16 protein-coding genes are annotated in these 17,964 nt (G+C 62.9%); 13 read left to right on the top strand and 3 right to left on the bottom strand.

Annotation, left to right across the window (positions count from 1 at the left end; all coding sequences use genetic code 11):
- Positions 1-210: 210 nt before the first annotated feature.
- From ccoG to UB48_RS20680, 8 genes are all read left to right on the top strand, one after another.
- Positions 211-1,626, top strand: coding sequence for a cytochrome c oxidase accessory protein CcoG (gene ccoG, locus UB48_RS20715; protein ID WP_045200470.1), 1,416 nt, complete (start codon positions 211-213; stop codon positions 1,624-1,626).
- 12 nt (positions 1,627-1,638) lie between these two features.
- The gene (locus UB48_RS20710; protein ID WP_045200468.1) at positions 1,639-2,178 is read left to right on the top strand and encodes a FixH family protein; all 540 of its coding nucleotides are present in this window, start codon (positions 1,639-1,641) and stop codon (positions 2,176-2,178) included.
- 106 nt (positions 2,179-2,284) lie between these two features.
- Complete coding sequence (locus tag UB48_RS20705; RefSeq protein ID WP_045200466.1) at positions 2,285-4,738, top strand: heavy metal translocating P-type ATPase; 2,454 nt, start codon at positions 2,285-2,287, stop codon at positions 4,736-4,738.
- Positions 4,739-4,750: 12 nt separating this feature from the next.
- Positions 4,751-4,963 carry a cbb3-type cytochrome oxidase assembly protein CcoS gene (gene ccoS / locus UB48_RS20700; RefSeq protein WP_010225999.1) on the top strand — a complete coding sequence of 71 codons (213 nt, stop codon included), beginning with the start codon at positions 4,751-4,753 and terminating at the stop codon, positions 4,961-4,963.
- Positions 4,956-5,639: a sulfite exporter TauE/SafE family protein gene (locus tag UB48_RS20695; RefSeq protein WP_045200464.1), complete on the top strand. Its 684-nt coding sequence runs from the start codon at positions 4,956-4,958 to the stop codon at positions 5,637-5,639. Before ccoS ends, UB48_RS20695 begins: the two co-directional genes overlap by 8 nt.
- A gap of 83 nt (positions 5,640-5,722) precedes the next feature.
- Complete coding sequence (gene hemN / locus UB48_RS20690; protein ID WP_045200462.1) at positions 5,723-7,105, top strand: oxygen-independent coproporphyrinogen III oxidase; 1,383 nt, start codon at positions 5,723-5,725, stop codon at positions 7,103-7,105.
- A gap of 118 nt (positions 7,106-7,223) precedes the next feature.
- Positions 7,224-7,958 carry a Crp/Fnr family transcriptional regulator FnrA gene (gene fnrA, locus UB48_RS20685; RefSeq protein ID WP_010226003.1) on the top strand — a complete coding sequence of 245 codons (735 nt, stop codon included), beginning with the start codon at positions 7,224-7,226 and terminating at the stop codon, positions 7,956-7,958.
- A 53-nt stretch (positions 7,959-8,011) separates the two neighbouring features.
- Complete coding sequence (locus UB48_RS20680) at positions 8,012-8,560, top strand: adenine phosphoribosyltransferase (protein ID WP_045200461.1); 549 nt, start codon at positions 8,012-8,014, stop codon at positions 8,558-8,560.
- 78 nt (positions 8,561-8,638) lie between these two features.
- Here the strand turns inward: UB48_RS20680 and recR are convergent, their stop codons facing one another.
- Positions 8,639-9,241, bottom strand: a complete 603-nt coding sequence (recR, locus tag UB48_RS20675) for a recombination mediator RecR (protein ID WP_045200459.1) — start codon at positions 9,239-9,241, stop codon at positions 8,639-8,641.
- A gap of 365 nt (positions 9,242-9,606) precedes the next feature.
- Between recR and UB48_RS20670 the strand changes: the two genes are divergently transcribed.
- The 4 genes from UB48_RS20670 to UB48_RS27115 all read left to right on the top strand — a co-directional run bounded on the left by UB48_RS20670 (position 9,607) and on the right by UB48_RS27115 (position 14,622).
- Entirely contained in the window at positions 9,607-10,152 is a 546-nt protein-coding gene (locus tag UB48_RS20670) for a fimbrial protein (protein ID WP_045200457.1), read from the top strand.
- Positions 10,153-10,211: 59 nt separating this feature from the next.
- Complete coding sequence (locus UB48_RS20665) at positions 10,212-10,958, top strand: fimbria/pilus periplasmic chaperone (RefSeq protein WP_045200572.1); 747 nt, start codon at positions 10,212-10,214, stop codon at positions 10,956-10,958.
- A gap of 185 nt (positions 10,959-11,143) precedes the next feature.
- Positions 11,144-13,612: a fimbria/pilus outer membrane usher protein gene (locus tag UB48_RS20660; RefSeq protein ID WP_045200455.1), complete on the top strand. Its 2,469-nt coding sequence runs from the start codon at positions 11,144-11,146 to the stop codon at positions 13,610-13,612.
- Between the two features lie 17 nt (positions 13,613-13,629).
- Positions 13,630-14,622, top strand: a complete 993-nt coding sequence (locus UB48_RS27115; protein ID WP_082075486.1) for a fimbrial protein — start codon at positions 13,630-13,632, stop codon at positions 14,620-14,622.
- A 50-nt stretch (positions 14,623-14,672) separates the two neighbouring features.
- Here the strand turns inward: UB48_RS27115 and UB48_RS20650 are convergent, their stop codons facing one another.
- Positions 14,673-14,999 (bottom strand): YbaB/EbfC family nucleoid-associated protein, encoded by a 327-nt coding sequence (locus tag UB48_RS20650; RefSeq protein ID WP_010226011.1) that lies wholly within the window; start codon positions 14,997-14,999, stop codon positions 14,673-14,675.
- Positions 15,000-15,068: 69 nt separating this feature from the next.
- Positions 15,069-17,072 (bottom strand): DNA polymerase III subunit gamma/tau, encoded by a 2,004-nt coding sequence (gene dnaX / locus UB48_RS20645; protein WP_045200453.1) that lies wholly within the window; start codon positions 17,070-17,072, stop codon positions 15,069-15,071.
- A gap of 117 nt (positions 17,073-17,189) precedes the next feature.
- Between dnaX and UB48_RS20640 the strand changes: the two genes are divergently transcribed.
- Positions 17,190-17,963 carry an ABC transporter substrate-binding protein gene (locus tag UB48_RS20640; protein ID WP_045200451.1) on the top strand — a complete coding sequence of 258 codons (774 nt, stop codon included), beginning with the start codon at positions 17,190-17,192 and terminating at the stop codon, positions 17,961-17,963.
- Position 17,964 lies beyond the last annotated feature (1 nt).

The raw sequence follows: 17,964 nt of genomic DNA, 5'->3' as shown, positions 1-17,964 counted from the left end.
GCTTTTTTATAGACCCTGTCCCGACCCATGACCTGTGTCAATTGACACGGGCCAATACACTATTAACCGCGATTCCCCAACGCGGCCAAAGGTCGCACCCCTCCCCCCTGGCGGCAGGACAGGCGTATCATGCGCCCTAGAGCAGCAAGCTTTCGACTGCGGCCGGCAGGTACTGGCCGCGGCACTTCTCCACTGCCGTGGGACTCAATGATGAGCAAGCAGATTCCGGTACATGACGTCACCCCGCCTGCCAGTAAAGACACCAGCAGCGTCGATCTCTACGCCTCCCGAGAAAAAATCTACACCCGCGCCTTCACCGGCGTGTTCCGCAATTTGCGCATGGTCGGCGGCGCCGTCCTGTTCCTGTTGTACTTCGGTACGGTATGGCTGAACTGGGGTGGCCACCAGGCCGTCTGGTGGAACCTGCCGGAGCGCAAGTTCTACATTTTCGGCACCACCATCTGGCCCCAGGATTTCATCCTGCTCTCGGGCCTGCTGATCGTCGCCGCCTTCGGCCTGTTCTTCATCACCGTTTACGCCGGCCGCGTCTGGTGTGGCTACACCTGCCCGCAAAGCGTGTGGACCTGGATCTTCATGTGGTGCGAGAAAGTCACCGAAGGTGACCGCAACCAGCGCATGAAGCTCGACAAGGCGCCAATGAGCGGCAACAAATTCCTGCGCAAGCTGGCCAAGCACAGCCTGTGGCTGAGCATCGGCTTTGTCACCGGCATGACTTTCGTCGGCTACTTCTCGCCGATCCGCGAGCTGGTGATTGAGTTCTTTACCGGCCAGGCCGACGGCTGGGCCTATTTCTGGGTCGGCTTCTTCACCCTGGCCACCTACGGCAACGCCGGCTGGCTGCGCGAGCAAGTGTGCGTGTACATGTGCCCGTATGCACGCTTCCAGAGCGTGATGTTCGACAAAGACACCCTGATCGTTTCCTACGACCCGCGCCGCGGCGAAACCCGTGGCCCGCGTAAAAAAGACCTGGACTACAAGGCCAAGGGCCTGGGCGACTGCATCGACTGCACCATGTGTGTACAGGTGTGCCCGACCGGCATCGACATCCGTGACGGCCTGCAGATCGAGTGCATCGGCTGCGCCGCCTGCATCGACGCCTGCGACACCATCATGGACAAGATGAACTACCCCAAAGGCCTGATCAGCTACACCACCGAGCACAACCTGTCGGGGCAAAAGACCCACATGGTGCGCCCGCGCCTGATCGGTTATGCCGTGGTGCTGTTGACCATGATCGGCCTGCTCACTACCGCGTTCGTCATGCGTCCGCTGGTCGGTTTCGACGTCAGCAAGGACCGCGTGCTGTACCGCGAGAACGCCCAGGGGCGGATCGAGAACGTCTACAGCCTGAAGGTCATGAACAAGGACCAGCGCGACCACGTCTACGTGCTCGAAGCCGGCGGCCTGCCTGACCTCAAGCTTGAGGGCGCACGGGAAATCCGCGTCGCGGCCGGCGATATCGTCAGCCTGCCGGTACAACTGTCGATGGCGCCGGAGCAACTGCCGTCGACCACCAACGAAGTCATCTTCACCCTCAAGGACGCTGACGACAGCGCCACCCAGGTTGAAGCCAAGAGCCGCTTCATCGGCCCGCAAATTCGATAAGAGACTGAGCCCATGCCTTCTGCAACTGCCGCAAGCCCCTGGTACAAGCACCTCTGGCCGTGGATCATCATCGGTGTATTGGCCACCTCGGTGACCCTCAGCCTGACCATGGTGACCATCGCGGTGAACAACCCTGATAACCTGGTCAACGACAACTACTACGAGGCCGGCAAAGGCATCAACCGCTCGCTGGACCGCGAGCTGCTGGCCCAGACCCTCAACCTCAAGGCCAGCGTGCACCTGGACGCGCTGACCGGTGAAGTCGACCTGCGCCTGACCGGCAACAGCCAGCCGCAAACCCTGGAGCTGAACCTCATTTCGCCGACCCAGCCGGAGAAAGACCGCAAGATCATGCTGACCCGTAGCGACAGCGAAGCCGGCCGCTACCTCGGCCAGCTTGGCGACAAGGTCGAGGGCCGGCGGTTCGTCGAGCTGCTGGGCAGCCAGGACGCGCATGTCTGGCGTCTGTTCGAGGAAGAAGAAGTCGCCCACGACAAGACCCTGGTACTCGGTGACGAGGCGCTGCAAGGGGCTGAACACCTCGAGAAATGAGTCGTTGCTTATCGCGGGTCAAGCCCGCTCCCACAGGTGCAATGAATCCCTGTGGGAGCGGGCTTGCCCCGCGATCAGCCCAACACCACACCTTGCGACTGACACCATGACCAGCCCCACGCCCTGCTACCACTGCGCCCTGCCCGTGCCCGCCGGCAGCCACTTCACCGCCGTGGTGCTTGGCCAGCCGCGGGCGTTTTGCTGTCCGGGCTGCCAGGCGGTGGCCGAAGCCATCGTCGCCGGCAACCTGGAAAGCTATTACCAGCACCGCAGTGAAGCCAGCGCCAACCCCGATGCCCTGCCCCAGCAACTGGTCGACGAACTGGCCCTGTACGACCGCGCTGATGTGCAAAAGCCCTTCGTGCGCCACAGCGGCGAGCTGGCCGAAACCACCCTGCTGATCGAAGGCATCAGTTGCGCCGCTTGCGGCTGGCTGATCGAAAAGCACCTGCGCAACCTGCCGGCGGTGGCCGAGGCGCGTTTGAACCTGTCCAACCACCGCCTGCAGGTGAGCTGGGCCGACAGTGCGTTGCCGCTGTCCAAGCTGCTCGCCGAGCTGCGCCACATCGGCTACGCCGCCCACCCCTACCAGGCCGACCGCGCCGCCGAACAACTGGCCAGCGAGAACCGCACCGCCCTGCGCCAACTGGGCGTGGCCGGGCTGCTGTGGTTCCAGGCGATGATGGCAACCATGGCCACCTGGCCGGAGTTCAACATCGACCTGAGCCCGGAGCTGCACACCATCCTGCGCTGGGTGGCGATGTTCCTTACCACGCCGATCGTGTTCTACAGCTGCGCACCGTTCTTTCGCGGCGCCGCCCGCGACCTGCGTACCCGCCACCTGACCATGGACGTCTCGGTATCGCTGGCCATCGGCCTGGCCTACGGTGCCGGGATCTGGACCGCAATCACCGGCAGCGGCGAGCTGTACTTCGACGCCGTGGGCATGTTCGCCCTGTTCCTGCTCGCCGGACGCTACCTTGAGCGCCGCGCCCGCGAGCGCACTGCCGCCGCCACCGCGCAACTGGTCAACCTGCTGCCGGCCTCGTGCCTGCGCCTGGGCTCGGCCGGGCAGAGCGAGCGGATCCTGCTCAGCGAACTGCGCCTCAAAGACTGCGTATTGATCCAGCCAGGCCACGTGATCCCCGCCGACGGGCGCATCGTCAGTGGCCAGTCGAGCATCGACGAGTCGCTGCTTACCGGCGAGTACCTGCCGCAACCACGCAGCGCTGGCGACGCAGTCACCGCCGGCACCCTCAACGTCGAGAGCGCGCTGACCGTCGAGGTCCAGGCTCTGGGCCAGGACACTCGCCTGTCGGCGATCGTGCGCCTGCTGGAGCGGGCACAGTCGGAAAAACCGCGCCTGGCGGAAATCGCCGACCGCGCCTCGCAGTGGTTCTTGTTGTTTACCCTGATCGCCTCGGCCGCCATCGGCCTGCTGTGGTGGCAGATCGACCCGTCGCGGGCGTTCTGGATCGTCCTGGCCATGCTGGTCGCTACCTGCCCCTGCGCCCTGTCGCTGGCCACCCCGACCGCGCTGACTGCCGCCACCGGCACCCTGCACAAGCTCGGCCTGCTGCTGACCCGCGGCCACGTGCTGGAAGGCCTGAACCAGATCGACACGGTAATCTTCGACAAGACCGGCACCCTCACCGAAGGCCGCCTGACCTTGCGCGCAATCCGCCCCTTGCGCGACACCGACGCCGATCGTTGCCTGATGCTCGCCGCCGCCCTCGAAAACCGCTCCGAGCACCCCATCGCCCGCGCCTTTGGCCGCGCCAGCCAGGCTGCCGACGAAGTTCAGGCAATGCCCGGGCTGGGTCTTGAAGGCAAGGTAGGCGAGCACGTGCTGCGCATCGGCGAAGCCGGCTTTGTCTGCGCCCTCAGCGGCGCCCCCACACCGGCGATGCCAGACGAAGCCGGGCAATGGCTGTTGCTCGGTGACCAGCAAGGCCCGTTGGCCTGGTTCGTCCTCGACGACCGCCTGCGCAGCGATGCCGCCGACCTGCTGGCGGCCTGCCGCGCCCGTGGCTGGCAGACCCTGCTGCTGTCTGGCGACAGCTCGCCGATGGTCCACAGCGTGGCCGCCGAACTGCAGATCGACCAGGCCATTGGCAGCCTGCGCCCGGACGACAAGCTGGAGCAACTCAAGGCCCTGCAGCAGCAAGGGCGCAAGGTGTTGATGCTCGGCGACGGGGTCAACGATGTGCCAATCCTGGCGGCGGCCGACATCAGCATCGCCATGGGCTCGGCCACCGACCTGGCCAAGACCAGCGCCGACGCGGTGCTGCTGTCCAACCGCCTGGACGCCCTGGTCCAGGCCTTCAGCCTGGCCCGGCGCACCCGGCGGATCATTATCGAGAACCTGCTGTGGGCCTCGGCGTATAATGGCGTCATGCTGCCGTTTGCCGCACTGGGCTGGATCACGCCAATCTGGGCGGCGGTCGGCATGTCGGTCAGTTCGCTGATCGTGGTCCTCAATGCCCTGCGCCTGACCCGCGTCAGCGGCCTGCCGGCCAGCCATGCGCCAGCCACTGCCACGCATCCCGCGACGGCCTGACCAGGAGCCCCCATGCCCGCGCTTTACATCATGATCCCGGCGGCCCTGCTGATCGTCGCCATCGCCATCTACATCTTCTTCTGGGCGGTGGACAGCGGCCAGTACGACGACCTCGACGGCCCGGCCCACAGCATCCTCTTCGACGACCAGGACCCGCAGCACCAGGCGGCCATGGACGAGGCCGACGGCAAGAAACCCGACGACGGTACCCCGCCCCGTGACTGAACTTCTGCCCCTGCTCAGCTCGGCGTTGATTCTCGGCCTGCTCGGTGGTGGCCATTGCCTGGGCATGTGCGGCGGCCTCATGGGCGCGCTGACCCTGGCCATTCCCAAGGAGCAACGCAGCCGCCGCTTTCGCCTGTTGCTGGCCTACAACCTGGGGCGCATCCTCAGTTATGCCCTGGCCGGCCTGCTGCTCGGCCTGGCCGGCTGGGCGGTGGCCAACAGCCCGGTGGCGACCGCCATGCGCGTACTGGCGGCGCTGCTGCTGATCAGCATGGGCCTGTACCTGGCCGGCTGGTGGAGCGGCCTGACCCGTATCGAGGGCCTGGGCCGGGGCCTGTGGCGGCATATACAGCCGCTGGCCAACCGCCTGCTGCCGGTCTCCAGCCTGCCGCACGCCCTGCTGCTGGGCGCCCTGTGGGGCTGGCTGCCGTGCGGGCTGGTGTACAGCACCCTGCTCTGGGCCGCGAGCCAGGGCAATGCCGCCGACAGCGCGCTGTTGATGCTGGCCTTCGGCCTGGGCACCTGGCCGGTACTGCTGGCCACCGGCCTTGCCGCCGAACGCACCAGCGCCCTGCTGCGCCAGCGGGGCGTGCGTATCGCCGGCGGCGTGCTGGTGATGCTGTTTGGCCTGTGGACCCTGCCAGGGCCACACCAGCACTGGCTGATGGGCCACTGAAGCGGCGTTGATACAAATCAACACGGGTTTGCCCGGCACTCCCTAGACTCCGGACACTGCTGCTCTTTCTGGGGACTGCCCGCATGCTCGACGTTCTTCGTTGGGACTCCGACCTGATTCGCCGCTACGACCTGGCCGGCCCACGCTACACCTCCTACCCGACCGCGGTGCAACTGCACAGCGAAGTCGGCTCCTTCGACCTGCTGCACGCCCTGCGTGACAGCCGTCGTGCCGCTCGCCCACTGTCGATCTATGTGCACGTGCCGTTCTGCGCCAACATCTGCTACTACTGCGCCTGCAACAAGGTCATCACCAAGGACCGTGGCCGCGCCGCGCCCTACCTGCAGCGCCTGGAGCAGGAAATCCAGCTGATCGCCTGCCACCTGGACCCCAAGCAGACCGTCGAGCAGTTGCACTTTGGCGGCGGCACCCCGACCTTCCTCAGCCACGTCGAGCTGCGCCAGCTGATGGCCCACTTGCGCCAGCATTTCAACCTGCTGGATGACGACTCCGGCGACTACGGCATTGAAATCGACCCGCGCGAGGCCGACTGGTCGACCATGGGCCTGCTCCGTGAGCTCGGCTTCAACCGCGTCAGCCTCGGCGTGCAGGACCTCGACCCGGTTGTGCAGCGGGCGATCAACCGCCTGCAGAGCCTGGAGCAGACCCGGGCAATCATCGAAGCGGCGCGCACCCTGCAATTTCGCTCGATCAACCTCGACCTGATCTACGGCCTGCCCAAGCAGACCCCGGAAGGTTTTGCCCGCACCGTCGAGGAAGTGATCAAGCTGCAGCCCGATCGCCTCTCAGTGTTCAACTATGCGCACCTGCCGGAACGCTTCATGCCCCAGCGGCGCATCGACAGCAACGAGCTGCCGGCCCCGGCGGCAAAACTGGAAATGCTCCACAACACCATCGAGCAACTGACCGCCGCTGGCTACGTGTACATCGGCATGGACCACTTCGCCCTGCCCGATGACGAGCTGGCGATTGCCCAGGAAGAGTCGACCCTGCAGCGCAACTTCCAGGGCTACACCACCCACGGGCATTGCGACCTGATTGGCCTGGGGGTCTCGGCCATCAGCCAGATCGGCGACCTCTATTGCCAGAACAGCAGCGACCTCAACACCTACCAGGACACCTTGTCCACCGCTCAACTGGCGACCAGCCGCGGCTTGATCTGCAGCGAGGATGACCGCCTGCGCCGGGCGGTGATCCAGCAATTGATCTGCCATTTCGAACTGGACTTCGCAACCATCGAGCGGGATTTCACCATCGACTTTCGCGGCTACTTCAACGACCAGTGGCCCGCCCTGCAGGCCATGCACAAGGATGGCCTGATCGAACTAGGCAACGACAGCATCAAGGTGCTGCCCGCCGGACGGCTGCTGGTGCGCTCGGTGTGCATGGTCTTCGATGCCTACCTGGACCTGCACAACCGCCAACGTTTCTCCCGGGTTATCTGAGGTTTTTTGTCGCAGTCTTGTCCCGTCTGGCCTCGGCACAATCGTCCAAGCTGGCCGAAACACCCTAGCCTGGGTTACCCTTACGGCTTATGTGTGCTTTCCCACAAGGATTGAAGAAATGTCCGAGCCAGTTAAACTGCGCCCCCATAACCAGGCCCATTGCAAGGATTGCAGCCTGGCGCCTCTGTGCCTGCCCTTGTCATTGAACTTGGAAGACATGGATGCACTGGATGAAATCGTCAAACGCGGGCGTCCGCTGAAAAAAGGCGAGTTTCTGTTCCGCCAGGGCGACAATTTTGGCTCGGTCTATGCGGTGCGCTCCGGCGCCCTGAAAACCTTCAGCCTGAGTGACAGCGGCGAAGAGCAGATCACCGGCTTCCACCTGCCCAGCGAACTGGTTGGCCTGTCCGGCATGGACACCGAAGCCTACCCGGTGTCGGCCCAGGCCCAGGAAACCACCTCGGTGTGCGAGATTCCTTTCGAGCGCCTGGATGAGCTGTCGGTGCAACTGCCACAGCTGCGTCGCCAGCTGATGCGGGTGATGAGCCGGGAAATCCGCGACGACCAGCAAATGATGCTGCTGCTGTCGAAAAAGACCGCTGACGAGCGCATCGCCACCTTCCTGGTCAACCTTTCGGCGCGCTTCCGCGCCCGTGGTTACTCGGCCAACCAGTTCCGCCTGAGCATGTCACGCAACGAAATCGGCAATTACCTGGGCCTGGCGGTCGAGACCGTCTCACGGGTGTTCACGCGCTTTCAGCAGAACGGCCTGATCCAGGCCGAGGGCAAGGAAATCCATATCCTTGACCCGATTCAGCTGTGCGCCCTGGCCGGTGGTTCGCTGGAAAGCTGACCCCGCGGATAACAGGTATACTGGCGGGCATTCGTTTCTCAGGATACCCGCCCATGCCCAGCGCCACTTTCGACCTCAAAGCCCTGATCCGCCCCGTACCGGACTTCCCCAAGCCGGGCGTGATCTTTCGCGACATCACCCCGCTGTTCCAATCGCCGCGGGGCCTGCGCCATGTCGCCGATGCCTTTATCGAACGCTATGTTGAAACCGAGTTCAGCCATATCGGCGCGATGGATGCGCGCGGCTTTCTGATCGGCTCGATCATCGCCCACCAGTTGAACAAACCCCTGATCCTGTTTCGCAAGCAAGGCAAGCTGCCGGCCGACGTGCTCGCCGAGGGCTACCAGACCGAGTACGGCGAAGCCTTCCTCGAAGTGCACGCCGACAGCCTCTGCGAAGGCGACTCGGTACTGATTTTTGATGACCTGATCGCCACCGGCGGCACCCTGCTGGCCGCCACCAAACTGGTACGGCGCATGGGCGCGCAGGTATATGAGGCGGCGGCGATCATCGATCTGCCGGAGCTGGGCGGCTCGCAGCGCCTGAACGACGTGGGTGTGCCGACCTTCTGCCTGACCGAGTTCTCGCTGAGCGAGTATTGACAGCATCGCGGGGCAAGCCCGCTCCCACAGGCTAAGGTTCTGTGGGAGCGGGCTTGCCCCGCGATTAAAGACCCAGGGTTACAGCGAGATCGGTTTGCGCCCGGCGAACGAATGCGCCAGGGTGCCGCCGTCGACCAGCTCCAGCTCACCGCCCAATGGCACACCGTGGGCGATACGAGACGCGACCAGACCTTTGTCGGCCAGCAACTGGGCGATGTAATGGGCGGTCGCTTCACCTTCCACCGTCGGGTTGGTGGCCAGGATTACTTCGGTGAAGCTGCCCTGCTCCTCGATCCGCGCCATCAGTTGCGGAATGCCGATGGCTTCCGGGCCCAGGCCATCAAGCGGCGACAAATGCCCTTTGAGCACGAAGTAACGGCCGCGATAGCCGGTCTGCTCGACGGCATAGACATCCATCGGTCCTTCTACCACGCACAGCAGCGTGTCGTCCCGGCGCGTGTCGGAACACTGCGGGCACAGCTCCTGCTCGGTCAGGGTCCGGCACTGGCGGCAATGCCCCACCCCTTCCATGGCCTGGTTCAAGGCCTGGGCCAGCCGGGTACCGCCACTGCGATCACGCTCCAATAGCTGCAAGGCCATGCGCTGGGCGGTTTTCTGTCCGACGCCAGGCAAGATGCGCAACGCGTCGATCAGCTGTCGGATAAGCGGACTGAAACTCATGGGAAAAGGCCTTGATGCAAGTGAAGGCGGTTTATACCTGCCTGACTGGGCAACGTCAAATCTTACAGACATTAAGACTAGCCGCGTAAGAAGCTAATCTTTCTTTTACGCTAGCAGTAATATTGCCTACATCGCATAAAGCATACCAACCCCTTTCTAACCCTTCTTGCCTCAATCCCTTCTATAAACACCCAATCGTACAACACCCGGCTAAGTTCCCTCCGCCATCACCACCCTTCTTCCTACATCCAGCCAAATAAATAATCCGCATAATTTCCTGGCGTTCAAGAGCAAGTAAATATGTCTATGCAACACCTCATTTTACTTATCAACGCGCAATCTTAATTAATCCAGTTGGAAAAAAAATGAACACACGCATTTTCGCTCTTGCCCTGTCCTTACCTCTGTTGGCTGGCGTCACCCTCAATGCCCAGGCAACTGATGGCTTGATCGATTTCACCGGCAGCATCTCGGGCACCACTTGCACCATCAACGGCGGCCCTGGCGGCCAGAACTTCACTGTTGCCATGAGCCCGGCGCATACCACCGAATTCACTACTGTCGGCAGTATCGCCCAACCTCGCCCCTTCGAGATCTCCCTGACCAACTGTGTCGCTGGCACCAGCGGCCAAGTGGACATCGAGTTCCTGGGCGGCGCCAATGTGCAGAACGGCCGACTGAACATGGATGCCGGTCCTACCAGCGCAACTGGCGTGCAGTACCAACTGCTCAACCAGGCGGGCATTCCGATCATTATCGGCGGGGTAAGCGGTGGCCAAAACACTGTCCCCGTAGAACTGGTAGATGGCGCTGCGACCCTGCGCTACACCAGCCAGTACTACGCTTCCGCCGCAGCGGTCACCCCGGGTGCCGCCAACTCCCGCGTTCAGTACGTGATCAATCTGCCGTAATGAACCAGCAGGCGCGCCTTGCGCGTCTGCTACCCCCAATCAGGTCGGATATCGCTTTCATGACTCGCTTTTCTTCCTTCCTGCTGGCTGCCCTCGCGCTACTGGCGGCCAGCGCACCCGCGCATGCCAGCGTTGTAATTACCGGCACCCGTATCATCTTTGCGGCACAAGAGCGCGAGGCTACCGTCAACCTCCTCAACAATGGCAAAGACCCCAGCCTGGTTCAGGTCTGGGTAGACGATGGCGATTCCCGAGCAGCACCCGAGACTCTACAGGTCCCCTTTACCGTAACGCCGGCGCTGGCCCGCATCGAACCGGCTCAAGGGCAGAGTATTCGCCTGTTGCACACCGGCAGCCCGATGGCCAGTGATCGAGAGTCAATCTTCTGGTTCAACATGCTAGAAGTCCCCCCAAAAGCCAAAGACAGCAACGTCCTGCAACTGGCCTTTCGTACCCGCATCAAGCTGCTGTACCGCCCACAAGGCCTGCCAGGCAAGCCCGAGGACGCACCCGCCCTGGTAACCTGGCACCGAGCGCCTGGCCAGGACGGCAAGCCGCACACGCTGGTTGGCCGCAACCCAACGGCCTACTTTGTCAATCTCGGGGGAATAAAAGTCGAATTCAACGGCCAGTCGACGTCCTTGGGCACCGGCTATATTGCACCTTATTCGCTCGCACACTTCAGCCCTTCGGCACCTATTAATCCAAGCGCAACCATCAACTTTACCAGCATTAATGATTATGGCGCAGGCCATAACAATAGCGCGCCCCTAAGTGCAGTGACGGCTACTACACCCAGCCCATAGCCTTACTCCTTATCTGACACTCCGGGCGGTCTCGAAGTTTTCGTGCGTGCCCAGGTTTACTATTGGCACTTCTGAAAATGACGATAATGTTATTGCACTTTCGCTCGCATCGAAAAAGCTCAGCTTCGTTAGTAAGCCGATTACCCGTTGGCCTGGCCAGCCTGTTGCTTTGGCAAGTACCGGTCATGGCCGACACACCTTCGTCCGCACTTGTCGAGTTTGAACCGGCGTTTCTGGGCAACGGTAGTACCTCCCCCGTGGACCTCTCGCGCTATCAGCGACGCAACATCACAAGCCCCGGAACCTACAGCGTGGATGTGCTGGTCAACGATAACTGGCACGGGCGCATGAACCTCAGCTTCAAGGCCTGGCCCGGTAAAGAAGAAGCCCTGGCCTGTTTCGACAACGCTTTGCTGGAGCGTCTGGGCCTGGATATCAGCAAGTTCAGCCCGCAGGCGCAACAGCAGCTGCTTGCCGTCGATACCTGCATCCCCCTGGACGGCGCACTTGACGATGCCAGCAGCCGTCTGGATTTTGCCAGCCAACGCCTGTACCTGTCGGTACCGCAAATCGCGGTCAAGCGCAGTGCGCGTGAAACAGTCGACCCGGCGCAATGGGATGAGGGCATAACGGCGGGTTTTCTCAATTACAACCTCAACAACTACAGCACCCGGCACCGCAATCAGGATAATTCGCGCCAGACCTACCTGGGCTTGGGCGCCGGGCTCAACATCGGGCCATGGCGCCTGCGTCATGACGGTTCACTGAACTGGAGCGGCCAGGGCCAGCAGCGCTATCAGAGCATTGCCAGCTATGCCCAACGCGATATCACGCCCTGGCGCTCGCAACTGACCCTGGGCGAAAGCTACACCTCGGGCGAGCTGTTCGACTCATTGAGTTTCACCGGCATACGCCTGGCCAGCGACAATCGTATGCTCCCCGCCTCGCAGCGCGGCTATGCCCCCGTAGTCCGCGGGATTGCCAGCAGTAATGCCCGGGTGGTGGTCCGCCAACGCGGCGTGACCCTGCATGAAACCACTGTGGCGCCGGGCGCCTTCGAAATCGATGATTTGTATGCAACCGGCTACGGTGGCGATCTGGAGGTCACGGTAACCGAGGCCGACGGCCGCGAACATAGCTTCTCCGTGCCGTACGCTGCTGTTCCGTTATCCGTGCGCGCCGGTGCCAGCCGCTTCAGCGCAACCCTGGGCACCCTGCGCAATCAGGCACTGGACAGTGACCCGGTATTTGTCGAAGGCACCTGGCAATATGGCCTGAACAACCTGGTCAGCACCTACAGCGGCATGACCCTGGCATCAGGGTATGGCTCGGCCTTGTTCGGTGGCAGCCTGATCACTGAGCTTGGTGCGTTCGGCGCCGACCTCACCCAGGCCCGCACCCATCTGCCCGGGCTCGGCAGCCAGCAAGGCCAGAGCCTGCGCCTGAGCTACGCCAAGACCCTGAGTGAAACCGACACACAAATCGCTCTGGCGACCTATCGCTACTCGACCCGCGGCTTTTATGGCCTGGAAGACGCCCAGTTGAGCCGCCAGTTCCTGCGCGATGCAGGCGATCAGCGCCACCAGCGTCATCGCAACCGCACGACCCTGTCGCTGGCGCAACCGCTGGCCGAGCACTATGGACAGTTGCACTTGAGTGCCTCGGCATCCAGCTATTGGGACCATGCCGGCAGCGACGTCAACTATTCGATCGGCTACAGCAATCACTACAAGACGCTGGGCTATACCCTCAGCAGCACCAGGGAACGTGACCGCTTCGGGCGCGCCGACAACACCTATTCCCTGAGCTTGTCCCTGCCCCTGGGCGGCGAACGCGCGCGTAGCCTCAGCAGCAGTATTTCCAGGGACGGCAGAGGCAACAGCCGGGCCCAGGCCACGCTCACCGGCGCCCTCAGTGCCGATCAGCAGGTCAACTATGGCATCACCGCCAGCCAGGATCGCTCCGATGGCCTGAACAACCATACGCTGAGCAGCAACGTACTGTACCGCGGCTCTGCCGCCGAACTCAGTGCATCGATCAGTCAGGGCCGGCATACCTCACAAGCCTCGCTCGGCCTGCGCGGCGCCATTGTCGCCCACGCCGATGGCATGACCTTGTCGCAACCCTTGAGTGAGACCTTCGGGTTGATTCAGGCCAAAGATGCCGATGGCGCTCGGGTGATTTCGGCGTCCGCGCTGAAAGTCGACAGCAGCGGCTACGCGGTCGTCCCGAACCTTACGCCTTACCAACGCAATACGGTTGCCATTGACCCCAAGGGCCTATCGACCGATGTCGAGCTGCAATCGAGCAGCCAGCAGACCGTGCCGCGCGCCGGCGCCATTGCGTTGCTGGTGTTCCAGACCCGCTCCGGACGTTCGGCCGTCATCCATGCCCGCCAGGCCGATGGCCAGCCGCTGCCGTTTGGCGCCGCAGTGCTGGATAGCCAAGGTAACGAGCTGGGCGCGGTGGGCCAGGGTAGCCAATTGTTTGCCCGCGGCCTGCAGGATGCAGGTGAGTTGATCGTGCGCTGGGACAGCGGCCTGGCAGGCAACTGCCGAATTACCTATGCCCTGCCCGCCACCGCGAAAAAAGCCGCGAACGCTGCACCACAGAACATTCACTCCGTTTGCCACGCACCCCCAGCCCACCCTTGACCCGCCGAGACCTGCCCATGTTTTGTTCTCTACCCGCGCGCCTCGCCGGCGCTACAGGATTGTTGCTGCTGGCCCACAGCGGTATCAGCGCCGCCAGCTGTGTACATATCGGCTCAACACCATCTCAGGCGTTTATCACCATAGACTCGAGATTGACGGTGTCTGCCGCAGACCCGGTCGGCACGGTGATTTATGACAGCAACACCCGGTTCGCGACACGCATGGCCTACCGTTGCTCAGCCGCCCATGAGCAGCGCGCCGGCTTTACCCAGGGCTTCACTCACATCGGTGAGGGCATTCATCAAACCAACCTGGAGGGTATCGGTATCAAGATCACCGGTTCCGAAGCCGGCGCCAGTCGTTTTTACCGCTGGCCGGTTCCTACTACCAGACATCCTGCCGGCACTACCGACGTCACCCCTTGGTACAGACTGCAGTTGATCAAGACCGGACCGGTAACCAGTGGGGTGCTGTTTTTCCCTCAGACAATCATTAGCCACACCTTTGAGCCGCATCATATCCCGGCCAATACCGCCAGGCTGACGATGGTGCAAACCCGAGTAGAGGTTGTTTCGGCCGATCCCACCTGCGCCGTCGACCCCGGTTCGAAAACCATCCCCGTTAACCTGCGGGATCATCCAGCAGGGTTCTTCGACGCTGTTGGCAAGGTTACCGCACCCCAGCCACTTGAAATCCGCCTCAACTGTGCCGGCGGCAGTAGCGGCAGCCGCCTCAACGTCAGCTATACCGTCAGCGACGCCAGCAACCCGGGCAACCAGACCTCCATCATCAGCCTGGCCAGTCACGCTACTGCACGTGGCATCGGCATTCGCTTGTTGCGTAGCGACAACACCCCGATCGTGCTGGGCACCCGGCAACCGGGCGGTACGGTCGGAGCAGGCCCGATAACGCATCGCATACCCCTGCTCGCGCAGTATGTGCAAACCGCATCCCGGGTAACCCCAGGCTCCGCGCCAGGCCGGGCGACATTTCTGATGAGTTATGACTGAGCAGAAAAAAGCCAGGCAATAGCCTGGCTTTTATTTACGCTGCGACCGCCTCAGAACGGCATCTTGAAGCCCGGCGGCAACTGCATGCCGGCGGTCATGCCGCCCATTTTTTCCTGGCTGTTGGCTTCGACCTTGCGCACCGCGTCGTTGACGGCGGCGGCGATCAGGTCTTCGAGCACTTCCTTGTCTTCCTGCATCAGGCTGTCGTCCAGGCTGATGCGCTTGACGTCGTGACGACCGGTCATCACCACGCTGACCAGGCCGGCACCGGATTGGCCAGTCACTTCGGCGTTGGCCAGTTCTTCCTGCATCTTGGCCATTTTTTCCTGCATCTGCTGGGCCTGCTTCATCAGGCCGGCCATGCCACCTTTCATCATGGGGTTCACCTCAACTATTAGCTTACGGGGTGCGGCGAGGGTCGGGCCCGGGCCGCTGCTGTTTTTCCGTTACTCGCCCTGGGCAACCGGGGCGTCGACAGGTTCAATCGTATCGTGGCGGACCATGGCGCCAAATTGCTGGATCATCTGCTGGATCAGGGGATCATCCTCGATCGAGGCCTCGGCCAGGCCCTGGCGCTCGGCGCGTTTGCGGGCTGCGGCCTGGGCGGGGGTTTCCTGCTCCGGGCGAATCAGCTCGATGGTCAATTTGAGCGTACGGCCCAGGTGCTGGTTCAACGCATCGTTCAGGCGCCGCTGTTGCGTGCTGTTAAACAGGGCGCTGTGGGCCGGGTCCAGGTGCAGCAGCCAGTCGTCGCCTTCGGCGCTGATCAGCGTACAGTTGGCGGCGATATTGCCGGTCATCCCGGAAATCGGCAACTGCGGGAACAATTCCAGCCATTTCAGCGCCAGCCCCGTGGCCGGTTGCGCGGCCGGCAAGGGCTCGGCCGGTGGCGCGTCGACTTCGTGGGCATGCTCGATGGCCAGCTCGTCCAGATAACTGTAGCTGGCCGGGTCCATTTCCGGCTCGTAATAATCTTCGTCCAGCGGCGGTTCGTCGTCGCGGTCCATGCCGGCCGGGCTGTAGCCGATACCGTCGTCGGGCGTCGGCATATCCACTGCGGTTGCCTGCTGAACCGGCGCCGGCGGCGCTTCAACGACAAGCGGTTCAGGCTCGACCTCGACCTCGACCTCGACGGCGACAGGATCGTTCCAGGGCAGATCGACCACCGGCTCAGGCGCAGAGACCCCGACAGGGGTGGGCTCTGGCTCTGCAACGGGTTCCGGTTCCGGTTCAGCAACCACAGGCACCGGTGCAACCGCCATGGCTGGCGCAGCCTGGGGGGCTACTGCCACCGCGTTTGCAGAATCAGCTGTGGCCTGGCTGATCCCCACCGGCTTTAGCACTGGTCTCGGTGCATCGTCGCTGTCGGCGGGGCGGAACGCCAGCATGCGCAGCAGGACCATTTCAAAGCCGCCACGCGGATCTGGTGCCAATGGCAGGTCGCGACGGCCGATCAGGCCCATCTGGTAATAAAACTGCACATCTTCGGCCGGCAATGCCTGGGCCAAAGCCAGCACCCGGTCACGATCGCCCTGGCCGTTGTCAACCGCCTCAGGCAGCGCCTGGGCAATGGCCACGCGGTGCAGCACATTGAGCATTTCGGCGAGCACGCCGTTCCAGTCCGGCCCCTGCTCGGCCAAATGGCGAACGGCTTCGAGCAAGGCCCGGGCGTCACCTTCGAGCAACGCCTGCAGCACGCCATACACCTGGCCATGATCCAGAGTGCCGAGCATCGCCCGCACATCTGCGGCCAACACCTTGCCTTCACCGAAGGCGATGGCCTGGTCGGTCAGGCTCATGGCGTCGCGCATCGAGCCGTCCGCGGCGCGGCCGAGCAGCCACAGGGCGTCGTCTTCGAAAGGGACGTTTTCGGCCCCGAGCACATGGCTCAGGTGCTCGACGACCCGTTCGGGGGTCATGTTCTTCAGCGAGAACTGCAGGCAGCGCGAGAGGATGGTCGCCGGCAGTTTCTGCGGGTCGGTGGTGGCGAGGATGAACTTGACGTAGGGCGGCGGCTCTTCCAGCGTCTTCAGCAAGGCGTTGAACGAGTGGCTGGAGAGCATGTGCACTTCGTCGATCAGGTAGACCTTGAAGCGCCCGCGGCTCGGTGCGTACTGCACGTTGTCGAGCAGCTCGCGGGTGTCTTCGACCTTGGTGCGACTGGCGGCGTCGATTTCGATCAGGTCGACAAAGCGCCCCTCGTCGATCTCCCGGCACACCGAGCAGGTACCGCAAGGCGTCGAGGTGATGCCGGTTTCGCAGTTAAGGCACTTGGCGATGATCCGCGCAATGGTGGTCTTGCCCACACCGCGGGTACCGGTGAACAGGTAGGCATGGTGCAGGCGCTGGTTGTCCAGCGCGTTGATCAAGGCCTTGAGCACATGGGTCTGGCCGACCATTTCGCGGAACGAGCGCGGACGCCATTTACGTGCAAGAACCTGATAACTCATCGAAAACCGTCGCGACTGCAAGCTGAAGACCGCTAATCGTAGCGGAGCGGGGGCAAAATTGCACCCTGCCGATCTCGGCTAAGCTGTCAGGCGGGCCGGCATCAGGGAGGATGCAGCATGTGGCGAATCGTGGGTGCACTGCTGCTGATCAGTTCTGCCAGCTTCGCGCAGCAACCGGTGCTGCGCTTTTCGGTGGCCGAGAGCTGGACCATGCCGCTGATTCGGGTGGAGCAGGAGCAGCCGGTCGAAGGTATTTTGCATGACCTGATGCTCGCTGTTGCCCGCGAGGTCGGGCATCACCCCGAATTTCACGTCCTCCCGCGCCTGCGCCTGCAGCAAGCCATGGACAACGGCGATGTCGATGTGCGCTGTTATGTTGCCCAGTCCTGGCTGAACACTACCTCGGATGCCTATTTGTGGAGCCTGCCGCTGTTTCAGCAACGCGACTGGCTAGTCGGTCAACCCGACCAGACACCGCCGCTGACGCCCACGCAATTGGCGCCCCAGGCCATTGGCACCGTGCTCGGCTACACCTACTCGACCATCGAACCGCTGTTTGCCAGCGGCCATTTGCATCGCGAGGACAGCCGCAATCAACTGTTGGTGCTGAACAAGTTGCACGCCCGCCGTTACCACTATGCCATCAGCAACCAGCTGTCGCTTGACTGGTTCAACCGGCAACTCCCTTCTGAGCAGCAACTGCGCCCGCTGACTGTGGTCGAGGAGCAGACCCTGGCCTGCCTGGTGCGTAACGATCCGGCCTTGCCGGTCCAAGGCATCCTGCAGGCCTTGCTGCGATTAAAAGCGTCCGGGGAGATTGAACGAATGATCGAGCGCTATACACACATCCGTGGACAACCGCCCCAATCAAGCTCCCCGCCGCCCTCATGAC

This window comes from Pseudomonas sp. 2(2015), assembly GCF_000955865.1.
GTDB lineage: Bacteria > Pseudomonadota > Gammaproteobacteria > Pseudomonadales > Pseudomonadaceae > Aquipseudomonas.
This window is presented reverse-complemented; position numbering and strand designations above follow the sequence as displayed.